Source organism: Streptosporangium sp. NPDC000396, assembly GCF_042898655.1.
Classification (GTDB): Bacteria; Actinomycetota; Actinomycetes; order Streptosporangiales; family Streptosporangiaceae; genus Streptosporangium.
Window position 1 is genome coordinate 93,928 of sequence record NZ_JBIAZA010000003.1, and the last position, 20,494, is coordinate 114,421.

Annotated in this window: 20 protein-coding genes; 14 read left to right on the forward strand and 6 right to left on the reverse strand. The window is 70.3% G+C overall.

Annotated elements, in window-relative coordinates:
• Positions 1-53: 53 nt before the first annotated feature.
• From hisG to ACFY2X_RS05395, 5 genes are all read left to right on the forward strand, one after another.
• On the forward strand, positions 54-899 hold the full coding sequence (hisG, locus tag ACFY2X_RS05375) for an ATP phosphoribosyltransferase (protein WP_389932604.1): 846 nt from the start codon (positions 54-56) through the stop codon (positions 897-899).
• A 322-nt stretch (positions 900-1,221) separates the two neighbouring features.
• Positions 1,222-2,106 carry an ABC transporter ATP-binding protein gene (locus tag ACFY2X_RS05380; protein ID WP_389932607.1) on the forward strand — a complete coding sequence of 295 codons (885 nt, stop codon included), beginning with the start codon at positions 1,222-1,224 and terminating at the stop codon, positions 2,104-2,106.
• A complete protein-coding gene (locus ACFY2X_RS05385; RefSeq protein WP_389932610.1) occupies positions 2,106-2,840 on the forward strand; it encodes an ABC transporter permease in 735 nt (244 codons plus the stop codon). Before ACFY2X_RS05380 ends, ACFY2X_RS05385 begins: the two co-directional genes overlap by 1 nt.
• Entirely contained in the window at positions 2,837-3,988 is a 1,152-nt protein-coding gene (locus ACFY2X_RS05390) for a sensor histidine kinase (RefSeq protein WP_389932613.1), read from the forward strand. Before ACFY2X_RS05385 ends, ACFY2X_RS05390 begins: the two co-directional genes overlap by 4 nt.
• 16 nt (positions 3,989-4,004) lie before the next feature.
• Positions 4,005-4,610, forward strand: coding sequence for a response regulator transcription factor (locus tag ACFY2X_RS05395; protein WP_389932616.1), 606 nt, complete (start codon positions 4,005-4,007; stop codon positions 4,608-4,610).
• Between the two features lie 141 nt (positions 4,611-4,751).
• Here the strand turns inward: ACFY2X_RS05395 and ACFY2X_RS05400 are convergent, their stop codons facing one another.
• Positions 4,752-5,594: a siderophore-interacting protein gene (locus tag ACFY2X_RS05400; protein ID WP_389932618.1), complete on the reverse strand. Its 843-nt coding sequence runs from the start codon at positions 5,592-5,594 to the stop codon at positions 4,752-4,754.
• Positions 5,595-5,802: 208 nt separating this feature from the next.
• Here ACFY2X_RS05400 and ACFY2X_RS05405 point away from each other — a divergent pair, with 208 nt between their 5' ends.
• The gene (locus ACFY2X_RS05405) at positions 5,803-6,186 is read left to right on the forward strand and encodes a nuclear transport factor 2 family protein (RefSeq protein WP_389932621.1); all 384 of its coding nucleotides are present in this window, start codon (positions 5,803-5,805) and stop codon (positions 6,184-6,186) included.
• 16 nt (positions 6,187-6,202) lie between these two features.
• Here the strand turns inward: ACFY2X_RS05405 and ACFY2X_RS05410 are convergent, their stop codons facing one another.
• Complete coding sequence (locus ACFY2X_RS05410) at positions 6,203-7,303, reverse strand: EAL domain-containing protein (RefSeq protein ID WP_389932624.1); 1,101 nt, start codon at positions 7,301-7,303, stop codon at positions 6,203-6,205.
• Between the two features lie 137 nt (positions 7,304-7,440).
• Between ACFY2X_RS05410 and ACFY2X_RS05415 the strand changes: the two genes are divergently transcribed.
• The 5 genes from ACFY2X_RS05415 to ACFY2X_RS05435 all read left to right on the forward strand — a co-directional run bounded on the left by ACFY2X_RS05415 (position 7,441) and on the right by ACFY2X_RS05435 (position 13,067).
• Entirely contained in the window at positions 7,441-8,097 is a 657-nt protein-coding gene (locus ACFY2X_RS05415) for an acVLRF1 family peptidyl-tRNA hydrolase (RefSeq protein ID WP_389932627.1), read from the forward strand.
• A gap of 173 nt (positions 8,098-8,270) precedes the next feature.
• A complete protein-coding gene (locus ACFY2X_RS05420) occupies positions 8,271-9,869 on the forward strand; it encodes an ABC-F family ATP-binding cassette domain-containing protein (RefSeq protein ID WP_389932629.1) in 1,599 nt (532 codons plus the stop codon).
• Between the two features lie 114 nt (positions 9,870-9,983).
• Positions 9,984-10,199, forward strand: coding sequence for a helix-turn-helix domain-containing protein (locus ACFY2X_RS05425; protein ID WP_030507271.1), 216 nt, complete (start codon positions 9,984-9,986; stop codon positions 10,197-10,199).
• 132 nt (positions 10,200-10,331) lie between these two features.
• Complete coding sequence (locus ACFY2X_RS05430) at positions 10,332-11,141, forward strand: enoyl-CoA hydratase/isomerase family protein (RefSeq protein WP_389932631.1); 810 nt, start codon at positions 10,332-10,334, stop codon at positions 11,139-11,141.
• A gap of 51 nt (positions 11,142-11,192) precedes the next feature.
• Positions 11,193-13,067 carry an ABC transporter ATP-binding protein gene (locus tag ACFY2X_RS05435; protein ID WP_389932635.1) on the forward strand — a complete coding sequence of 625 codons (1,875 nt, stop codon included), beginning with the start codon at positions 11,193-11,195 and terminating at the stop codon, positions 13,065-13,067.
• Between the two features lie 10 nt (positions 13,068-13,077).
• Here the strand turns inward: ACFY2X_RS05435 and ACFY2X_RS05440 are convergent, their stop codons facing one another.
• On the reverse strand, positions 13,078-13,959 hold the full coding sequence (locus ACFY2X_RS05440) for a sulfotransferase family protein (RefSeq protein WP_389932638.1): 882 nt from the start codon (positions 13,957-13,959) through the stop codon (positions 13,078-13,080).
• 30 nt (positions 13,960-13,989) lie between these two features.
• Here ACFY2X_RS05440 and ACFY2X_RS05445 point away from each other — a divergent pair, with 30 nt between their 5' ends.
• Positions 13,990-14,937 carry an LD-carboxypeptidase gene (locus ACFY2X_RS05445; RefSeq protein WP_389932641.1) on the forward strand — a complete coding sequence of 316 codons (948 nt, stop codon included), beginning with the start codon at positions 13,990-13,992 and terminating at the stop codon, positions 14,935-14,937.
• A 39-nt stretch (positions 14,938-14,976) separates the two neighbouring features.
• Positions 14,977-15,909 (forward strand): hypothetical protein, encoded by a 933-nt coding sequence (locus tag ACFY2X_RS05450; protein WP_389932644.1) that lies wholly within the window; start codon positions 14,977-14,979, stop codon positions 15,907-15,909.
• Between the two features lie 24 nt (positions 15,910-15,933).
• Here the strand turns inward: ACFY2X_RS05450 and ACFY2X_RS05455 are convergent, their stop codons facing one another.
• Complete coding sequence (locus tag ACFY2X_RS05455) at positions 15,934-17,694, reverse strand: glycoside hydrolase family 15 protein (protein ID WP_389932647.1); 1,761 nt, start codon at positions 17,692-17,694, stop codon at positions 15,934-15,936.
• Positions 17,695-17,727: 33 nt separating this feature from the next.
• Complete coding sequence (locus tag ACFY2X_RS05460; RefSeq protein WP_389932649.1) at positions 17,728-18,333, reverse strand: YitT family protein; 606 nt, start codon at positions 18,331-18,333, stop codon at positions 17,728-17,730.
• Between the two features lie 74 nt (positions 18,334-18,407).
• Between ACFY2X_RS05460 and ACFY2X_RS05465 the strand changes: the two genes are divergently transcribed.
• Positions 18,408-19,841 (forward strand): PLP-dependent aminotransferase family protein, encoded by a 1,434-nt coding sequence (locus tag ACFY2X_RS05465; protein WP_389932652.1) that lies wholly within the window; start codon positions 18,408-18,410, stop codon positions 19,839-19,841.
• A 4-nt stretch (positions 19,842-19,845) separates the two neighbouring features.
• Here the strand turns inward: ACFY2X_RS05465 and ACFY2X_RS05470 are convergent, their stop codons facing one another.
• A complete protein-coding gene (locus ACFY2X_RS05470) occupies positions 19,846-20,457 on the reverse strand; it encodes a trimeric intracellular cation channel family protein (protein WP_389932654.1) in 612 nt (203 codons plus the stop codon).
• Between the last annotated feature and the right edge of the window lie 37 nt (positions 20,458-20,494).

Sequence of the window (20,494 nt, forward strand, 5' to 3'; positions counted from 1 at the left end):
CCCGGCTCCCGCCGCCTCGTAGGAACTCCATCCACGTAAGGAACCTTCACGCCATGCTGCGTCTCGCCGTCCCCAACAAGGGCGCTCTTACCGAAGCCGCCCAGACCATACTCAAGGAAGCCGGATACCGCGCCCGCAAAGACAGCAAGGAGCTCGTGGTCGTCGACCCCGACAACTCCTGCGAGCTGTTCTTCCTGCGTCCCAAGGACATCGCCGTCTACGTCGGCGAGGGCACCCTGGACGCCGGGATCACCGGCCGTGACATGCTCCACGACTCCGGCGCGCAGGTCGAGGAGATCATGCCGCTCGGCTTCGGGAAGTCCACCTTCCGCTTCGCCGCCAACCCCGGAGACTTCGACTCCGTCACCGACCTCAAGGGCAAGCGCATCGCCACCTCCTACGCCGGTTTGCTGGAGGGCTACCTCGCCGAGCAGTGCGTCGAGGCCCGGGTGATCAAGCTGGACGGCGCGGTCGAGACCGCCATCCGGCTGGGCGTGGCCGACGCCGTGGCCGACGTCGTGGAGACCGGCACCACGCTGCGCAACATCGGTCTGGAGGTGTTCGGCGACCCCATCACCCGCTCCGAGGCCGTGCTGATCAAGCGGGTCGGCGCCGCCGAGACCCAGGGGCTCCGGCAGCTCGTCCGGCGTCTGCAGGGCGTGCTGGTGGCCCGCGACTACGTGATGATGGACTACGACATCCGGGCCGAGCGGATCGAGGAGGCCATCGCCCTGACTCCGGGCATGGAGGGCCCCACGGTCTCCCCGCTGCACCGGGAGGGCTGGGTCGCGGTCCGCGCCATGGTGCCGCGAAAGGGGCACCAGCAGGTGATGGACCAGCTCTGGGCTATCGGCGCGAAGGCCATCCTGGTCACCGCCATCTTCGCGTGCCGCCTGTGACAGCAGGGCGTTCCGGCGCCCGTCACGTCCCGGACCGGTGAGGTGTTGGCGTGGTCCGGTCTGAGGGATGTCATCGCGTGCGGTCTTTGGCCGCCGGATGCTCTGGTCCCGTCATGTTCCGGGCCCGGTGAGGTGTTGGCGTGGTCCGGTCTGAGGGATGTCATCGGGTGCCGCCTGCGGCAGCCGGGCGTTCCAGGGCCCGTCACGCCCCGGTGCGGGTGAGGCGTCGCGCCGTCCGCAGCGTCCGATCTGACAAATGTCACCGCCAGACCTGGACGGCCGACACTGATCTTCACGCCGGAGCGCTTCTAGCGTTGAGGGCATGAACGCCATCGCCTTCACCGACGTGAGCAGAACCTACGGGGACGTGCTCGCCGTCGACGGCCTGAACCTCACCGTCGAGGCCGGTCGGACCGTCGCCCTGCTCGGCCCCAACGGGGCGGGCAAGTCCACCTCGATCAACATGCTGCTCGGCCTGCTGCGCCCGACCCGGGGCCGGATCGAGGTCTTCGGACGCTCCCCGGACGAGGCGGTCGCCCGGGGCGAGGTCGGAGCCATGCTCCAGGAGGGCGAGCTCATTCCCGAGCTCACGGTCCGGGAGCTGGTGGACTTCGTCCGGCGGCTCTACCCCCGCCCGCTGGACCTGGACGAGATCCTCAAGATGGCCGACCTCACCGACCTGGTGAAGCGGCGCGCGGACAAGCTCTCCGGCGGCCAGTCGCAGCGGGTGAGGTTCGCCATGGCGATCGCGGGCGCCCCCAAGCTGCTGGTGCTGGACGAGCCCACCGCGGCCATGGACGTGGAGTCGCGGCTGAGGTTCTGGGAGAGCATGCGCGCCTACGCGGCCGGAGGGCGGACGGTCCTGTTCGCCACCCACTACCTGGAGGAGGCCGACGAGAGCTCCGACCGGGTCATCGTGATCGCCCGGGGCCGGGTCGTGGCCGACGGCACCGCGGCGCAGATCAAGGCCGGGGCCGGTGGGCAGACGGTCCGCTTCACCCTGGGCGGGCAGGCCTCGGCCGGCCTGGACGCGCTTCCGGGCGTCACCGCCGTGGAGATCCTGGCGGGCACCGCCACGCTGAGCACCGCCGATCCCGACGCCACCGTCGCCGCCCTCTACCGGGGCACCTCGCTGGAGATCCGCGACCTGCGGATCGCCGGCGCCGACCTCGAAGACGCCTTCCTCGCCCTCACCAAGGAGTCATGATGTCGAACTACGTCAGGATCGAAGTCCTGAGGATGCTGCGCAACAAGCGCTACGTCATCCTCGTGGTGGCCATCCCCGTGGTGTTCTACCTTCTCTTCTCCAACCTTTACGGCGGCCAGGCCAGCGCCGACGGGGTTCAGGTGAAGGCCGTCATCATGGTCTCGATGAGCGCCTACGGCGCGCTGGCCGCCTCGTTGATGAGCACCGCCGTGCCGTGGGCGCAGGAGCGGCGGAGCGGCTGGCTCCGCCAGCTGCAGATCACCCCGCTCTCCAACTGGATGATCATCGCGGCCAAGCTGGTCGCCTCGCTGTTGCTGGTGCTCCCCGCCATCGTGCTCGTCTGCGCCGCCGCTGTGATCATCCAGGGTGTCTCGCTCACCCCGGCGCAGTGGGCCGGGCTGATCCCGGCGATGTGGGTGGGGGCACTGCCGTTCGCCGCGCTGGGGCTGACCATCGGGTCGCTGCTGCCGCCCGACACGGCGCAGTCCGTGTCGATGCTCGGGATGTTCGGGCTGGCGATCCTGGGCGGCCTGTGGATCCCGGTCGACGTCATGCCCTCGGCCATGAAGGCCATCGCACCCGCGATCCCGTCCTTCCCCTACGCCGACATGGGGCAGAGCATCATCGCGGGCCACGGCGTGCCGGTGCCGGACGCCCTGACCATCGCCGCCTGGGCGGTCGTGCTGGGCGCGGCCGCGGTGTTCGCCCACCGCCGGGCCACCGTACGAGCATGAAGATCGCCCCGGTCCTCACCTCGTTCCTCACCTTCGGCGGGGCGGGCAAGAGCCCGTCCCGCTGGGCGCGGCTGCTGGGGATATCCACCGGACTGGTGTATCTGTGCTTCCCGGTGGGGGACATCGTCACCGGACCGGTAACCGGGGCGAGGGTGTTCTGGGGCGTCCTCGGGCTGGTCGCCTTCGTCGCCTTCTTCCTCGCCACCGTGCTGGTCCCGAGGAGTTACGACCGGCTGCCCCCGCTGGCCTGGGGGCTGCTGGGGGTCACCACTCTCCTGGGCGTCTGCCTGCCGTTCTCCTTTGGCGGAAACTGGCTGACCCTGCCGATCTACACGACCGTCGCCTACAGCCTGATGCTGCGTTCCCGCCTGGCGGTGCTCGGCATGCTGGCGATGAGCGTCGTCATTGTGCTGGTCGGCGTCCTGAGGAAGAACGATCCCGCCACCACCATGGTTCTCGTCTTCCAGGTCCTGAGCCTCGGGACCCTCTTCATCAGCATGCGCAACACCCGGATGCTGCTGGTCAAGCTCCGCCAGGCGCAGGACGAGGTGGCCCGGCTGGCCGCGGGCGAGGAACGGCTGCGCATCGCCCGGGACCTGCACGACCTGCTGGGACACAGCCTGTCGCTGATCGTGCTGAAGAGCGAGCTGGCCGGAAGGCTGGCCGAGGGAGGCCCGCAGCGGGTCCTGACGGAGATCCGCGACATCGAGTCGGTGGCCAGGCAGGCGCTGGTCGAGGTGCGCGACGCCGTCACCGGCTACCGGCAGCGCGGCCTGTCGGGCGAGCTGGACGGCGCCCGCGCCGCGCTGGAGGCGGCGGGGACGCGGGTGACGGTCCGGCTCTCCGGGACGCCGCTGCCCGACGCGCTGGACGGGCTGCTCGGCTGGGCGGTGCGCGAGGGGGCCACCAACGTCGTACGGCACGCGCAGGCGGAGCGGTGTGAGATCGGCGTGACCCATGACGGGAGGACCGTCACTTTGGAGATCGTGAACGACGGGTGCCAGGTGGCGCCGTACAGCCCGGGCAGCGGGCTGGCCGGGCTGGCCGAAAGGGTGGAGGCGGCCGGCGGGACGGTCTCCGCCGGGCCGTGCGCGACCGGCTTCGCCCTCAGGGTCGCCATACCGGCGGCCGTGGAGTCACCGGCATGACCGTAGAGTCACGGGCATGATCCGGGTACTGCTGGTGGAGGACCAGGCGATGGTGCGGGGCGCGCTGGCCTCGCTGCTCGGGCTGGAGCCCGACATCGAGGTGGTGGGGGAGGCCGCCTCGGGGCAGGAGGCGCTCGCCGTGGCGCTCAGGACCCTGCCGGACATCGTGCTGCTCGACATCGAGATGCCCGGCGGCGACGGCATCACCGCCGGGGCGCGGATCCGCAGGGCTCTGCCGGACTGCCAGATCATGATCCTGACGACCTTCGGCCGTCCCGGCTACCTGCGCCGGGCGATGGAAGCCGGAGCGGTGGCGTTCCTGGTCAAGGACAGCCCGGCCCGCGAGCTCGCCGCCGCCATTCGCCGGGTCCGTGACGGCGAGCGGGTCATCGACCCCGGCCTGGCCGCCGCCGCGCTCAGCGCGGGCCCCAACCCGCTGTCCCCGCGCGAGCGCGACGTGCTGGCCGCCGCGGTCGACGGCTCCACCATCGGCGACATCGCCGAGCTCCTCCATCTGTCGGAGGGCACGATTCGCAACTACCTGTCCTCGGCCATTCAGAAGACCCATGCCCGCAACCGCATCGAGGCCGTTCAGCGGGCTCAGGCCCAGGGCTGGCTCTGAGAGCTCGACGAGGACCGCCCGGCGCGTTCCGGCTCGGGGGTGGTTCAGGCGGGCGCGCGGGGGCGATGGCTCAAGGGAAGGCCGCTCCGGAGGGCCCGGGGCGACGGCCGCTCCGGAGAGCCCATAGGGAACGGCCGCCGCTCAGGCTGACAGCGCCGTGGCTTCCTCCTCCTCGATCCGCTGGTTCCACTCGCGCTTGGAGGCCCGCCAGCTCTCGTCGTCGTTGCCCAGGCGCCAGTAGCCCGAGATGGACAGCTGGGACAGCGGGATGCCGCGCTCGGTCCGCAGATAGCGGCGCAGCGTCTTGACGAAGTTGGCCTCGCCGTGGACGAAGGCGTGCAGGGTGTCCGAGGGGAAGTCGAGCTCGCGGACGGCGGCGACCAGCGACTCGCCGACCTTCGCGTCGCCGCGATGCACCCAGACGATCTTCACGTCGCCGGGGGAGTCCAGCTGCTGCTCCTCCTCGGGGCCGGCCACCTCCAGGAACACGTGGGCGAGGGCGCCGGGGGGCACGCGCTCCAGGGACGCGGCGACGGCGGGCAGCGCGCTCTCGTCGCCCACCATGAGATGCCAGCCGGCCTCCGGGTCGGGTGCGTAGGCGCCGCCCGGGCCGAAGAAGTGGATCTCCTCGCCGGGCTGCACCCGGGCCGCCCACGGGCCGGCGATGCCGCTGTCACCGTGATAGACGAAGTCGAGCGTCAGCTCGACCGCCTCGGGATCCCACGACCGGACGGTGTAGGTCCGGGTGGTGGGCCACTGGTCGCGAGGCAGGTCGCGCTGGATGGCCTCCAGGTCGAACGGCGCCGGATAGGTCACCTTGGGCGGCGCGAACAGGAGCTTGACATAGTGGTCGGTGAACTCGCCCGCCTCGAACCCCGCGAGGCCGTCGCCGCCGAGCACCACCCTGATCATGTGCGGGGTGAGCCGCTCGACCCGCTTCACCTGGCCGCGAGTCGTTTTACGTGCGGGTTTGCCATCTGCCATATGCCACTCCCGATCAACTCAACTTAGGTGGACCTAAGTCGTAGCATATGGCCATTTTGGCCATCGTGAGGGAGTTGATTCACCCCGTTCGGGAAGGTGCGCCGCCGCGCCGCGGATGGGGGCTCCGCTCGCGGTCCGGCGCTCCTTGCGGCCGGGCCATTTTTCGATCATAGTTCTAGAGGAAGTTCTCTAAAACTTTGGAGGGGTAATGAACGCTGTCCAGCGGCTCTATGAGGGGTTCGCCGCAGGCGACGGGGAGAAGATCCTGTCCGCGCTCCACCCGGATTTCGTCGGAGTGGTGAGCGCGGGCATGCCGCTGGGGGTGGGCGGCACGCACCACGGGCCGGAGGCGATGTTCCGCGGCTGCTGGTCGGTGATCTCCCGGCACATGGAGACCTATCCCCGGCCCGAGGAGGAGCTCTGGTCGGGCGCTGAGCGGGTGACGGTGCTCGGTCACTACGTCGGCACGGTCCGCGCCACCGGCCGCGCCTACGAGGCCGCCTTCGCCCATGACCTGAGCCTGAAAGACGGCCTGATCGTCAGGCTCGTGCAGATCACCGACACCGCGAAGTGGGCCGAGGCCCTCGCATAGAAATCTACGATGATTCCTACCGCTGAGTGGCCGTGACCTGGCGGATCAGGTCGGATACCCGAACGATCCCCATGCAGCGGCCCACCTCGTCCGTGACGATCAGATCGTCGTAGACGCGCGCGGTGTCGCGCCCGGCGACCTGCATGGCGGCGATGACGGGAGTGGTCTTGGGCACCGTGCGGGCCTGGTCCGCCAGGCGCCTGGCGGGCTTCTTCCCGTGCAGGGCGTGTCCGAAGCGGTTGGCGATGGCCAGCAGGAAGCGGCTGCGGTCGAGGCTGCCCATGGGCCGCTGGTACTCGTCCACCAGGATCACGCTGGTGATGGACGGCCCGCTGCCGAAGGCCTCGATCGCCTCCTCGGCGGTGGCCTCATGGGGGAGGGTCACCGCGGGCAGGAGGAACTCCTGGACGCGGGGGCCGAGCATGACCTGTGCCGGCTCCCGCTCGGTGACCGGGAGCGGCACGTGGACCCGGCCGGACGAGTCCGGGACCAGCAGCGGGCCCTGCGCCAGCCGTACTCCCCAGCCGCGCACCGCGGCGAGCTGCGCCTGCTCGGTCACGCCCGGGGCCAGCACGTGGGCCCCCACCTCCCGGGCGAGCCTCGTGAGGCCCTCGGCGAGCGCCGCCCGGCGCGGGTCGCGCGGGATCCGCGCGATCAGCTCGGGCGAGAGCACCGCCAGGTACGGTGCCGCGTCGGTGAGCAGGTCCAGGGGGATGTGGCCGGTCCCCAGGTCTCCCACCGCGATCAGGTATCCGACGGCGCGGAGCCCGTCCAGCCCGATGACCAGGGCTCGGCGCTCGGCCTCCGAGAAACCGCCCCGGAGCATGAGGATGATTTCCCGGGGGCGTCGCCCGGACACGCGAAGGGCCTCGTGGAGTGGGGCCAGCGCGGCCGAGCCTCCGATGACCGCCTCCGTCGGCAGGGTGAGCAGCAGCGGGAGCAGGGCCTCGCTCCTGGTGACGTCGAGGAGCGTCCTGGAAAGCGAGGCGATGTTCCCACGATGGTCGCCGACCGCCTGGAGGGCGATGACGCCCCCGGTGTCGAGGTCGACGATCGGCGTGACATCCACGGTGGCCGCTGCGGAGGACGGCGGGAGGAGGTGCGCTCTACTCGACACGTACAGAGAATGGACCGTTCTCGGATATCGCATAAGCCCTGTGAAGGGATGTTCACCGATATTTCTACTGTTGGTCGAAGCGCGCCTCTCAGCGGAGGCTACGGCCGCAAGGAGCGCAACCGGTAGTGTCCCCTTCCATGACGTCACGACCCGCCAAGGGAGGAGGTCGCTGGGTCTCGGTGGGACCCCAGCGCCTCGGCCGCTGGGTCGACGGCTTCGTGGAGCGGCACGGGCCGCCGAGCGTGACGGCCACCGACGAGGTCGTGCGGATCGAGGGCGCCGACGGCGCGGTGGCCGAGTGCCAGGTGCCGTTCCCGCCGCTGACCTCGTCCGGCGGAGGCCCGCTGGCCCGCCTCATCACCCACGCGCGCAAGGAGCGCCGGGTCGGCGTGCTGCTGGTACGGCTCGGCGGTCACGCGGCCGGGGTCTTCCAGGGAGACGAGCTCCTCTCCTCCAAGGTGGGGTCCCGGCTGGTCCACGGCCGTAGCGCGGCGGGTGGCTGGTCCCAGCAGCGGTTCGCCCGGCGCAGGCAGAAACAGGCGGGCGAGGCGTACGACGCGGCGGCCGAGGTGGCGTTGCGCGTGCTCGGCTCCTGTGCCGCCGAGCTGGAGGCGGTGATCCTGGGAGGTGACCGGCGCGCGGTGGACGCCCTGCGGTCCGACCGCAGGCTCGCGCCGATCTTCGCGCTGGAGACCGAACCCTTCCTGACGGTCCCCGATCCTCGGCTGGTGGTGCTCCAGAGCGCGCCGAGCCAGTTCCGCGCGGTCCGCATCAGGCTGATCGACCCTGGTTAGCCGGGAAACCGGGTTGCAGACGCGCCGTACACTGATCCGTATGCGCACTTCCGATTGACGCCGCCCTGATGAGGCGAGACAGCCGAACCGGAAGCCGGAGAAGACAGGGCGCGGCGGGTTCGGCCACAGCGAGGTGAGCCGGTTTATTTCCAGTCTGGGAGTGTTCTCCAACCATGATCGTAGCTTCTGACATCGAACTGCGCGCCGGGGCCCGTCTGCTCATTGAGGGCGCGTCCTTCCGGGTGAACCCCGGTGACAAGATCGGGCTCGTCGGCCGTAACGGTGCCGGCAAGACCACTCTGACCAAGGTCCTCGCGGGGGAGGGCATGCCCGCGGCGGGCGCCGTCTCCACCACCGGCGCCGTCGGCTACCTGCCGCAGGACCCGCGCACCGGCGACCTCCAGGTGCTCGCCCGCGACCGGATCCTGTCGGCCCGGGGGCTGGACCAGGTGCTCAGGGAGCTTCGCGAGGCCGAGCTCGGCATGTCGTCGGCCGACGACCGCACGAGGGATCGCGCGGTGCGCGCCTACGGGCGCCTGGAGGACCGGCTGCACGTCCTGGGCGGATACGCCGCCGAGTCGGAGGCGGCCTCGATCGCCTCCAGCCTCGGGCTGCCCGACCGGGTGCTGGGCCAGCCTCTGGAGACCCTGTCGGGAGGCCAGCGCAGGCGGGTGGAGCTGGCGCGGATCCTCTTCTCCGGAGCGGAGACTCTCCTTCTTGACGAGCCGACAAACCACCTCGATGCAGACTCAATCGGGTGGCTTCGTGATTTTTTACGATCGCATCAGGGTGGTTTGATCATTATTAGCCATGACGTCGGGCTTCTTGAAGCGACGGTAAACAGGGTCCTCCACCTGGACGCCAACCGTGCGGTGATCGACACCTACAACGTCGGCTGGAAGGCCTATCTGGCCCAGCGGGAGACCGACGAGAAGCGCAGGAAGCGCGAGCGCGCCAACGCCGAGAAGCAGGCCGCGGCGCTGATGTCGCAGGCCGACAAGATGCGCGCCAAGGCCACGAAGGCCAAGGCCGCGCAGGACATGCAGCGCCGAGCCGAGCGCCTGCTGTCCGGCCTGGAGGTGGAACGGCAGGGCGACAAGGTGGCCAAGCTGCGCTTCCCCGCGCCCGCGCCGTGCGGGCGCACCCCGCTCACCGCGGAGGGCCTGTCGAAGTCCTATGGCTCGCTGGAGGTCTTCACCGACGTGGACGCGGCCGTGGACAGGGGGACCCGGGTCGTCATCCTGGGCCTGAACGGCGCCGGGAAGACCACGCTGCTGCGTCTCCTGGGCGGTCTCGAACAGCCTGACACCGGCGCCGTCAAGCCCGGCCACGGGCTCAAATTGGGCTATTACGCCCAGGAACACGAGACGATCGACCCGGAGCGGAGTGTCCTGGAGAACATGCGCTCGGCCGGGGGAGAGCTCGCCGACGTCGAGTTGCGCAAGGTCCTGGGCTCGTTCCTGTTCACCGGGGACGACGTGGACAAGCCCGCCGGAGTGCTGTCCGGCGGTGAGAAGACCCGGCTGGCCCTGGCCACCCTGGTGCTCTCCGCGGCCAACGTGTTGCTCCTGGACGAGCCCACGAACAACCTCGATCCGGCCAGTCGTGAGCAGGTGCTTTCGGCCCTAAGGTCCTATTCTGGGGCGATTGTGCTTGTCACGCACGATGAGGGTGCTGTAGAGGCTCTACGACCCGATAGGGTGATCTTGCTACCTGACGGAGTTGAAGACGCTTGGAGCGATGAATTTTCCGATCTTGTGGCACTTGCCTGATCTTAATTTGAGCGGGTACGGATCTTTTCCCATGGAGTAGGTAGCCGATCTCGCTGAAATGACTGATCATGGCGTGAGTAACGCTGCGGAAGTCTGGCACTACAGGAGGTACTCGTGGCCGAGACTCTTAAGAAAGGCACCCGGGTCACCGGGGCCGACCGTGAAAAACTGGCCGCCGATCTCAAGAAGCGCTACAGCGCGGGTGAGAGCATCCGCGCCCTGGCTGCTTCGACCGGCCGCTCGTACGGGTTCATCCACCGCATCCTGAGCGAGTCCGGTGTGACTCTGCGCGGGCGCGGCGGCGCCACCCGGGGCAAGTCAAAGCGCTGACCCCGCCTCGGAACGCGCGACCGCAGCCGCTCGTCCGCCATGCTGAGACGTCCCGCTCGGGCCTGTAGAACCTCGTTCTAGAGAATCGATAGGCTCGGGCGAGACGGAAGACGACAGCTGGGAGTGCGAGCGATGGCGGAAGTGGCGTTGGGGGGGAGTGCGGAGAAGATCTCCCTCGAGGAGGTCGGTCTGCGCTACGAGGTGGACGGCGAGATCGCGACGATTACGCTGGACCGGCCGGACAAGCGGAACGCACAGACGTTCGCCACGTGGTCGGCGCTGGCTCAGATCGGTGACAGCCTGCCGCAGCAGGTGAGAATCGTCGTGGTCAAAGGTGAGGGGCCGTCCTTCTCGGCAGGCATCGACCTGCGAATGTTCACCCCCGAGGGGGTTCCCGGTCAGGGCTCGTTCGCGTCCTCCGCGACACTCGACAGCTCGGCCTTCGAGCAGCGGATAGCGCAGGCCCAGCAGGGGTTCCTGTGGCTGCGACGTCCCGACATCGTTTCCATCGCGGCCGTTCAGGGCCACGCGGTCGGTGCCGGGTTTCAGCTGGCGCTCGCCTGTGACCTCCGGGTTCTCGCCGACGACGCCAAGCTGTGCATGAAGGAGCCCGCGCTCGGGCTGGTCCCCGACCTGACCGGCACCAAGCCGCTGGTCGACATCGTGGGCCTGCCCAGGGCTGTCGAGATCTGCCTCACGGCCCGCACCGTGGGAGCGGAGGAGGCGGCCAGGCTCGGCCTGGCCGAGCTGGTCGTCGCACCGGAAGACCTGGCGCGAGCCGTACAGGATCTGGCCGCGGCCCTGCTGGCGACGGACAGGGGCGCGGCGACGGCGACCAAACGGCTGCTCCAGGGCGCCTCCGGGCGCACGCTGGAGGAGCAGAGCGCCGCCGAACGGCGTGAACAGGTCGTGCGAGTCAAGACCTTGTTCGCCGGAAGCTGACGGGGGAATGGAGGTGCCTCTCCCGGTGCTCTCACCGGGAGAGGAGGCCAGATGGCAATGGTGGGCGGGGGTTTCAGTCCCCAGGCGATGCGTTCGTTGCGACGTGACAGCTCCGTGACCAAAGAACGTCTCACTCCCGGCACGGTGAGACGCATCGCCCGATACGCGCGGCCGTTCTCCCGGCAGATCGCGGCTTTCCTGGCGCTGGTCGTGGTCAGCTCAGTCGTCGTGATCGCCAACCCGCTGCTGATGAAGGCGATCATCGACGACGGGATCATCCCGAAGAAATCGGGTGTCGTGGTCACTCTCGCGGTGGTCATCGCGGCTCTGGCGGTCGCCGACGCGGTGCTCAGCCTGGCCCAGCGGTGGTTCTCCGCCCGGATCGGCGAGGGCCTGATCTACAACCTGCGGACCGAGGTCTTCGACCACGTGCAGCGGATGCCCGTGGCCTTCTTCATGCGGACCCAGACCGGAGCCCTGGTCTCCCGGCTGAACAGCGACGTGATCGGCGCTCAGCGGGCGCTGACCAGCACGTTGTCCTCGGTCGTGTCCAACGTGATCATGCTGGTGCTGGTCCTCGGTGCCATGCTGGCGCTGTCCTGGCAGATCACGGCCGTCGCCCTCGTACTACTGCCGATCTTCATCTTCCCCGCCAAGTGGGTGGGCAGGAAGATGTCCGGGCTCACCCGCGAGCAGATGAATCTCGACGCCGAGATGAGCTCCATGATGACCGAGCGGTTCAACGTCGCCGGCGCGATGGTCGCCAAGCTGTACGGCCGGCCGGACGAGGACGCCGCCGCCTTCGGCCACAGGGCCGGGCGGGTGCGCGACGTGGGCGTCACCGTCGGCATGTACGGAACGGTGTTCCGGGTCGCGCTCGGGCTGGTGGCGGCGCTGGCGACCGCCCTGGTGTACGGCGGGGGCGGCCTGCTGGCCGTCGGCGACGTCTTCGAGCTCGGCACCCTGGTGGCGCTCGCGGCCCTCCTGATGCGCCTGTACGGCCCGCTGACGAGCCTGTCCAATGTGCACGTCGACGTGATGACCGCGCTGGTGAGCTTCGATCGCGTCTTCGAGGTGCTCGACCTCAAGCCGATGGTCGCCGAGCAGCCCGGCGCCCGGCCGGTCCCGGCCGGACCTGCCTCCATCGAGTTCGACGACGTCCGGTTCAAATATCCGGCGGCCTCCGAGGTGTCGCTGGCCTCGCTGGAGGTGGTGGCCCGCCCCGACACCGGGCCCGGCCAGGACGTGCTGCGGGAGATCGGCTTCACCGCCCGCCCGGGCCAGATGATCGCGCTGGTCGGCCACTCCGGCGCGGGCAAGACGACCATCACGAGCCTGGTCTCGCGGCTGTACGACGTCGACGGGGGCGCGGTCCGGATCAACGGCCTGGACGTGCGGGAGGCCACCCTCGACTCGCTGCGTGACACCGTGGGGGTGGTCACGCAGGACGCGCACATGTTCCACGACACCATCGAGGCCAACCTCGCCTATGCCAGGCCCGGCGCGACCGAGGAGGAGATCTGGGAGGCACTGCGCGCCGCGCAGATCGCCGACATGGTCGAGAGCCTGCCCGAAGGGCTCCAGACCGTGGTGGGCGACCGGGGCTACCGGTTGTCCGGTGGCGAGAAGCAGCGCCTGGCCCTGGCGAGGCTGCTGCTCAAGGCGCCCCGGGTGGTGGTGCTCGACGAGGCCACCGCGCACCTGGACTCCGAGTCCGAGGCCGCGGTCCAGCGGGCGCTGAAGACCGCGCTGGCCGGGCGGACCTCGCTGGTCATCGCGCACCGGCTGTCCACGATCCGCGAGGCCGACCAGATCCTGGTGGTCCAGGACGGCCGGATCGTGGAGCGCGGCCGCCACGACGAACTGCTCGCCGAGGGCGCGGTTTACGCCGAGCTCTACCGCACCCAGTTCAGCCCGGAGTCATGACCCCGGCCGATCACCGGTAACCCAGGCGGGTGAGCTCCTCACGGGCGACCTTCTCCACGAGCGCGGTGTCCTCGCCGCGGAGTCTGGTGCGCCAGACGCCCACCTTCGGCACGCTCCTGCCGTACAGCGCGACCTTGGAGACCCGCGTCTCCAGGAAGGCGGAGATGTCCTGCACCGCCTCGGCGGGGGAGGCCACCAGATCCTCGTAGCGCAGGGTCAGCAGCTGCTCGCGGGGGAGGTCCTTGTGGAGGGTGGCCGACAGCCGGACGGCGCTGCGCCAGCGCAGCGCGCACTTGCCGGCCGTGGGCATCGCCTTCCAGCGGTCGCTGTGCTCGCCGGACTTGACGCCGAGGAACGGGTTGGGGAACTCGGTCTCCTCACTCAGCATGGCCGACTTGAACCATGACAGGGTCGCCGGATCGGTCATCATGTCGGCGACCACGTCGCGGCCGTCCCTGATGAGCTGGACGAACCGGGCGTCGGGGAAGGCCTGCAGCAAAACCGAGGCGCTGTAGAGCAGATCGGGGCTGGCGTCGCCGAACCGGGCCACCGTACCGGAGGCCGCGCACGGGCCCGCCCCGGTCACACCTCCCGCCTCGCGGCACGGGGCGGGGCACTCCAGGCAGGCGCCCGCGACGATCTGCCAGGACTCGGCCAGGGCGTCGCGAAGCACGCGGGTGGCGCCCATGCCCCGGCGGGCGATGGACGGGCGCCGGGCGAAGGCGTAGACGACATGGGCCACCGAGGCGCGGCCCATGGTGACGTGGAAACCGGGGGAGCGTTTCAGGGCGCGGGCAAGCAGGTCCGAGCCGGAGTGAGGGGCGGCGAGCACGAACACCGGCCGGCGGACCTTGATGCCGTTGACCACGAGGATGTGGGTCGGAGGTCGCATATGGGAGCCCAGTGTGGCACCGTTTGGGAGGTGAACGAACCGGCCACGCCCATCGCCGTTCCCGCGGACGGTGCGATCGTCCCGCCCCGGCTGCGTTCCGGCGACGTGGTGGCGGTGGTGGCTCCGTGTGGGCCTCCCGATCCGGTACGGCTGGCGCGCGGCGTCCGCGTCCTCGAAGGACTGGGCCTGAAAGTCGTCACCGGGCCTCATGTGTTCGACAGGGACCGCTATCTGGCCGGATCCGACGCGAGCCGGGCCGCCGACCTGCAGGAGGCCTGGTGCGATCCCGCCGTGGCCGCGGTGGTCTGCGCCCGGGGCGGCTACGGCGCCACGCGGATCCTCGATCTGCTCGACTGGGAGGCCATGCGGGCGGCCGGGCCCAAGACGCTGGTCGGCTCCAGCGACGTCACCGGCCTGCACCGGGCGTTCGCCGTCGAGCTGGGAGTCGCCTCCTGGTTCGGCCCGATGCCCGCCTGTGCCACGATCAGCGACCCCGACGGCCCCGAGCCGCGCAGTATCGGCCACTTCACCGAGGCCCTGTTCGGCGGCCCGACGCCGATCACCGGCGACCGGGTGGTCGTTCCGGGCAGGGTCGTCGCGCCTGTCACAGGAGGTAACCTCAGTTTGCTGGCCGCTCTGTGCGGCACGCCGTACCACCTGCGGGCGCGGGGGCGGATCGTGCTCCTGGAAGACGTCGGAGAGGATCCGTACCGGATCGACCGGATGCTCACCCAGCTCCTGCAGTCAGGCTCGCTGGACGGAGCCGCCGGTTTCGTCCTGGGCTCCTGGGAAAATTGTGGTGATCCCTACCCGGTTCTGGAGGAGCGGCTCGCGCCGCTCGGAGTGCCGACGATCGCCGGGCTTCCTGTGGGGCATGGAACGCCACAGTTCAGCGTGATGTTAGGGGCACTTGGTGCTATTGATGCAGAATCGTGCTCTCTGACTGGCTCAATCAGCGACTCCAGGGGGGCACCCTAGGTGCGGACCTAGGAGGAAACCGGCAGAGGGGATGCATGCGTGAGGCTGTTCAGGCGGCATCGTGACCGTCAGACCGAGACCCCGTCGCGTCCGATCGAAGAAGTCGATCTCGACTCCCTGCTCGCCCTGGTCGCCGACACCCTCGGTTACGCCTGCTCCTTCGCCCCCGGCGGCCGGACGCTGACGCTGTCGGGCCCCCGCCGGATCGTGGTACGGCTGGCCGGGCTGCGCGCGGAGGCGCGCCGGCGCTCGCGGGAAGACTGGCCGATGCTCGTCTCCGAACACCTGTCCCACGTGCTCGCCACCGTGGACGAGCCGTTCGACGCCTGCGACCTGGCCCAGGTCCGCCCGCTGCTGCGGACCCGGATCCAGCCCGACGACGACCTGGGCTCGGCCCGCCTGGTCGGACGCCATCTCACCGCGGACCTGGTCGAGGTGCTCACCGTCGAGTACGGCGGGACCGAGCGCCCGGTCCGTCCCGAGGAGGTCGGCTGCTGGCCGATCACCGCCGCTCAGGCGCTGGCCCTGGCCGTGGACAACGCCCGCCGGGACGAACGGCTCTCGGTCACCGAGGCCGACCTCGGCGGTGTGGCGATCCGGCGGCTGAGCGGCCCCACCCCGGGTGCCGCCGCCCATCTGCGCCGCCTGGACGACTACCTGCCCGTCCCCGCGGACGGCGTGCTCGTCGTGCTGCCCGATCCCGCCACGCTGGTGGTTCACCCGATCGAGGGCATCGGCGTGGTTCGCGCGATCGAGCGGCTGCGGCTGTTCGCCCAGCGGGAGTTCGACCGGCGGGCCGACACGCTCAGTCCCCAGGTCTACTGGTGGCACGACGAGCGGCTCGCCCTGATCCGGGCCGACCTGGTCAGCCAGGACGGGCAGACCCGGCTGGTGGTCGCCCCTCCGCCGGAGTTCGCCCGGGTTCTCGCCGCCCTGGCCGGCCGCCCCGACGGCGGGACCGCCGGAGGCTGACGCGGCCCGCGTGACCCGGCCGCCTCAGCTGAGCGCGCGGGCGACGTGGATCAACGGGACGTGGCTGAAGGCCTGCGGGAAGTTGCCGACCATGCGGCCGTAGCGGGGGTCGTACTCCTCGGCGAGCAGGCCGACGTCGTTGCGCAGGGACAGCAGGCGCTCGAACAGCTCGACGGCCTCGTCCTTGCGGCCGATCAGCGCCAGTGCCTCGGCCAGCCAGAAGCTGCACGCCAGGAACGCGCCCTCGCCGCCGGGCAGCCCGTCCACGTCGTTGTCGGCGGCCACCGGATAGCGCAGGACGAAGCCGTCGGCCATCAGCTCGCGCTGGATCGCCTCGACGGTGCCGATCACGCGCGGGTCCTCCGGCGGCAGGAAGCCGAGGATCGGGATCATCAGCAGGGAGGCGTCGAGCTCGCGCGAGCCGTACGACTGGGTGAAGGTCCCGCGCTCCACGTCGAAGGCCTTGTCGCAGATCTCGGCGTGGATCCGGGCGCGCAGCTCCCGCCAGCGCTCCACCGGGCCGGTCCGGCCGAATTCCTCCACATGCTTGATGGCCCGGTCCAGGGCCACCCAGCACATCACCTTGGAATGGGTGAAGTGCCGGCGTGGGCCGCGGACCTCCCACAGGCCCTCGTCGGGCTCGTCCCAGTGAGCCTCCACGTATCCGATGAGCTCACGCTGGATGGTCCAGGCCCGGTTGTCCGGCTCCATGCCCGAGAGGCGGGACAGGTACAGGGTGTTCATCACCTCGCCGTAGACGTCCAGCTGGAGCTGGGTGACCGCGCCGTTGCCGATCCGGACCGGCCGGGAGTTCTCGTACCCGGGCAGCCATTCGAGCTCCAGCTCCGTCAGCCGGCGCTCTCCGGACACGCTGTACATGATCTGCAGGTCCTGTGCGCGGCCCGCGATCGCCCGCAGCAGCCACGCGCGCCAGGCGCGGGACTCGTCCAGATATCCGGAGCCGAGCAGGGCCTCCAGCGTCATGGTGGCGTCGCGCAGCCAGCAGAAGCGGTAGTCCCAGTTGCGGACCCCGCCGAGGTCCTCGGGCAGCGAGGTGGTGGGGGCGGCGACGATGCCCCCGGTGGGCTCGTAGGTGAGGGCCTTGAGCGTGACGAGGGAGCGGACCACGGCGTCACGCCACGGCCCCTGGTAGGTGCACTGCTCCGCCCACGCGGTCCACAGGGCCTCGGTCTTCTCCAGCTGCTCGAAAGGGTCGATCTCGACCGGCTTGGTCTCGTGTGAGGGGTGCCAGGTGAACACGAAGGCCAGGCGCTCGCCCGCGGACACCCGGAACCTCGTCTTGTGCGCGTAGTCGCCGCCCTGCAGGGGAACCGGGGAGTGCAGCCACGCCGAGTCGGGACCGCCGACGGCCTGGATCAGGCCGTCGCTGCGGCGCACCCAGGGCACGATCCGGCCGTAGTCGAAGCGGATGCGGATCTCGGTGGCCATCTCCACCGTCCCCGACACGCCCTCCACGACCCTGACCAGGTCGGGGTTGGCGTGCCGGGCGGGCATGAAGTCGATCACGCGGACGGTGCCGGTCGGGGTGTCCCACTCGCTCTCCAGCACCAGGGTCTCGCCCCTGTAGCGGCGCCGGGTGGCGTCGGGCTGTCCGGCGTCCGCCGGGCCGAGCCACCACTGTCCGTTGTGCTTGTCGCCGAGCAGCGCGGCGAAGCAGGCCGGTGAGTCGAAGCGGGGCAGGCAGAGCCAGTCGATGGAGCCGTTCCGCCCGATCAGGGCGGCCGACTGCATGTCTCCGATAAGGGCGTAGTCCTCGATCCGCATGTGGTTGACGCTAATACCTCCGCCGCTCGGAAATCAGCTCCTGGGCCGCATCAGGGGCATGAAGAACTGGGTCAGGGGACCGATCGCGAGGGCGAACACCAGGGTGCCGAGGCCCACCGTGCCGCCGAGCAGCCAGCCCACGGCCAGCACCGTGATCTCGATGATCGTGCGGGCCGAGCGGATGGACAGGCCGAAGCGGTTGAGGCCGGTCATCAGCCCGTCCCGCGGGCCCGCGCCGAGCCCGGCGCCGATGTAGAGGCCGGTCGCCGCGCCGGTGACGACGACGCCGAGCAGCAGACAGGCCCAGCGCGCGACCATCGGTTCCGGCGTCGGGACCAGCCATATGACGGCGTCGGCGAACAGGCCGACGAAGACGACGTTGCTGATGGTGCCGATACCCGGTTTCTGCTTGAGCGGGATCCACAGCAGCATGACCGCGGCGCCCACCAGGATGATCCAGGTGCCGACCGACAGGCCCAGGTGGATGGACAGTCCCTGGTGGAACACGTCCCACGGGCTGCCGCCGAGGTGTGACTCGATCTGCAGGCCGATGCCGACACCGTAGAGCGCGAGACCCGCGTAGAGGCGCAGGAGCCGGTTGGGGAGGGAACCGAAAGTGGGCAGAGAAACTTCGCTCATAATGGCCTTAATCGTGCAGACCATTAACCCAGGATAGAAGGGCCAATCATGAAAAGTGGCCTTATAGTGGTGGCATGGACCGGTATCTGAGCGGACCCCAGCTCGCCCGTCTCCTGGCGATCGATCCCGAGGCGAGGCCGTACTACAAGGCGCTGGCCGAGGTCGTGCGGGCGCTCATCCTCGACGGGCGGGTGCCCGTGCGGACGCGCGTCCCGGCCGAGCGGCACCTCGCCGAGGCCCTGGGGGTGAGCCGCACCACCGTGACCGCCGCCTACGACCGGCTCCGCGAGCAGGGCTATCTGGAGAGCAGGCAGGGCTCCGGGAGCTGGACCGCGCTGCCCGAGGCCGGTGCGCTGGGCACGGACAATCCGTGGATCGTCTCCAACGACGACGGGCTGCTCCCGATGCACGCCGCCGCCCCGCTCGCGGCCTCGACGCTCCCCGAGGCGATCGCCTACGCGACGGAGCGCTACCCGCGCTACGGGCTCGGCATGGGCTACGACTCCGTCGGGATCGCGCCGCTGCGCCAGGCGATCGCGGCCCGATACACCCGGCGGGGGGTGGCCACCCGCCCCGAGCAGATCCTGGTCACCACGGGCGCCCAGCAGGCGATCCACCTCGTGGCCTCGACACTGCTGTCGGCGGGCGATCCGATGCTGCTGGAGTCGCCCACCTACCCGCACGCGCTCGACGTCGCCAGGATGCGCAACGCCCGGATCGTCCCGGTCGGCATCCCCGACGACGGCTGGCATCTGGACCTGCTCACCTGCGCGATGCGCCAGTCGGCGGCCCGCCTCGCCTACGTGATCCCCGACTTCCAGAATCCGACCGGGCACCTGATGGACGACGCCACGCGGGCCGGCCTGGTCAGCGCGGCCAGGCAGTGCGACACCACGCTGATCGCGGACGAGAGCTGGAGCGAGCTGGCGATCGACGAGGTGCCCAGGGTCGCCCCGCTGGCCGCCTTCGACATCGACGGGCGGGTGATCAGCATCGGGTCGGCGTCCAAGCTGTGGTGGGGCGGCCTGCGCATCGGCTGGATCCGCACCACCGCCGCCATGGTCCGCCGCCTGGCCGTGCTCCGCGCGGCCATGGACATCGCCAGCCCCCTCTTCGAGCAGCTGGTCGTGACCAGGCTGTTCGAGGACATCGAGGAGACCAGGGCCGAGCGCCGCCGGAGCCTCAGCGCGTCCCGGGACGCGCTGGTGGCCGCGCTGGCCGAGCAAATGCCCGACTGGAGTTTCACCGTTCCCCGGGGCGGTGGCTCGCTCTGGGTGCGGCTGCCGAGCCCGTCGGCCACCCCGCTGGCCGACGCGGCGGCCTGTCACGGCGTACGGCTCGCGCCGGGCACCTGGTTCGGCGTGGAGGGCACGCTGGAGGGCCGGCTGCGCCTGCCCTTCACCCAGCCACCGCAGGTCATCGCCGAGGCGGTGAGCCGCATCGCCGAGGCCAGGGTCAGGGGGGCCTACGGCGCGCGCCCCGCCGAGCCGCTCACCCCGGCGCTGTGAGGTCCTACTCCGAGGTGACGCCCCTGGCCAGCGGCGCGCGCAGCCGCAGCCGCATGGCCGCGATGCGCAGCCCGAAGGCGAGCACGGCGGCGGCCAGCGTGGCCGGCCAGCCGTGCAGGTCGAGGGTGTAGAGCACGGCCATGACCGCCGAGCCGAGCATGGCGGGCACCGCGTAGAGCTGGCGGTCGTACAGCAGGCTCGGGATCTGCCCGGCGAGGATGTCACGCAGGATGCCGCCGCCGACCGCGGTGGTGACCCCGAGCAGGGCCGCGTGCAGGGGGCTGAGGCCGTAGTTCATGGCCTTCTCCGTGCCGACCGCGCAGAACAGGCCGAGGCCCGCCGCGTCGAGCACGTTCACCGCGGGCATCACCCGCTCCACGTGCGGGTGCCAGAAGAACACGATCACGGTGGCGGCGACGGGGACGACCACGTAGCCGACGCTGAAGAAGGCCGCGGGCGGTACGTTGAGGATCAGGTCGCGCAGGATTCCGCCGCCCAGCGCGGTTATCTCCGCCAATACGGCCATGCCGACCACGTCCAGCCGCTTGCGGACGCCGACGAGCGCGCCGGAGAGCGCGAAGACGAAGATTCCGATGAGATCGAGGACCTGATTCACGGATAAATCATCCCATGACCGGCTCTATGTGATTTCC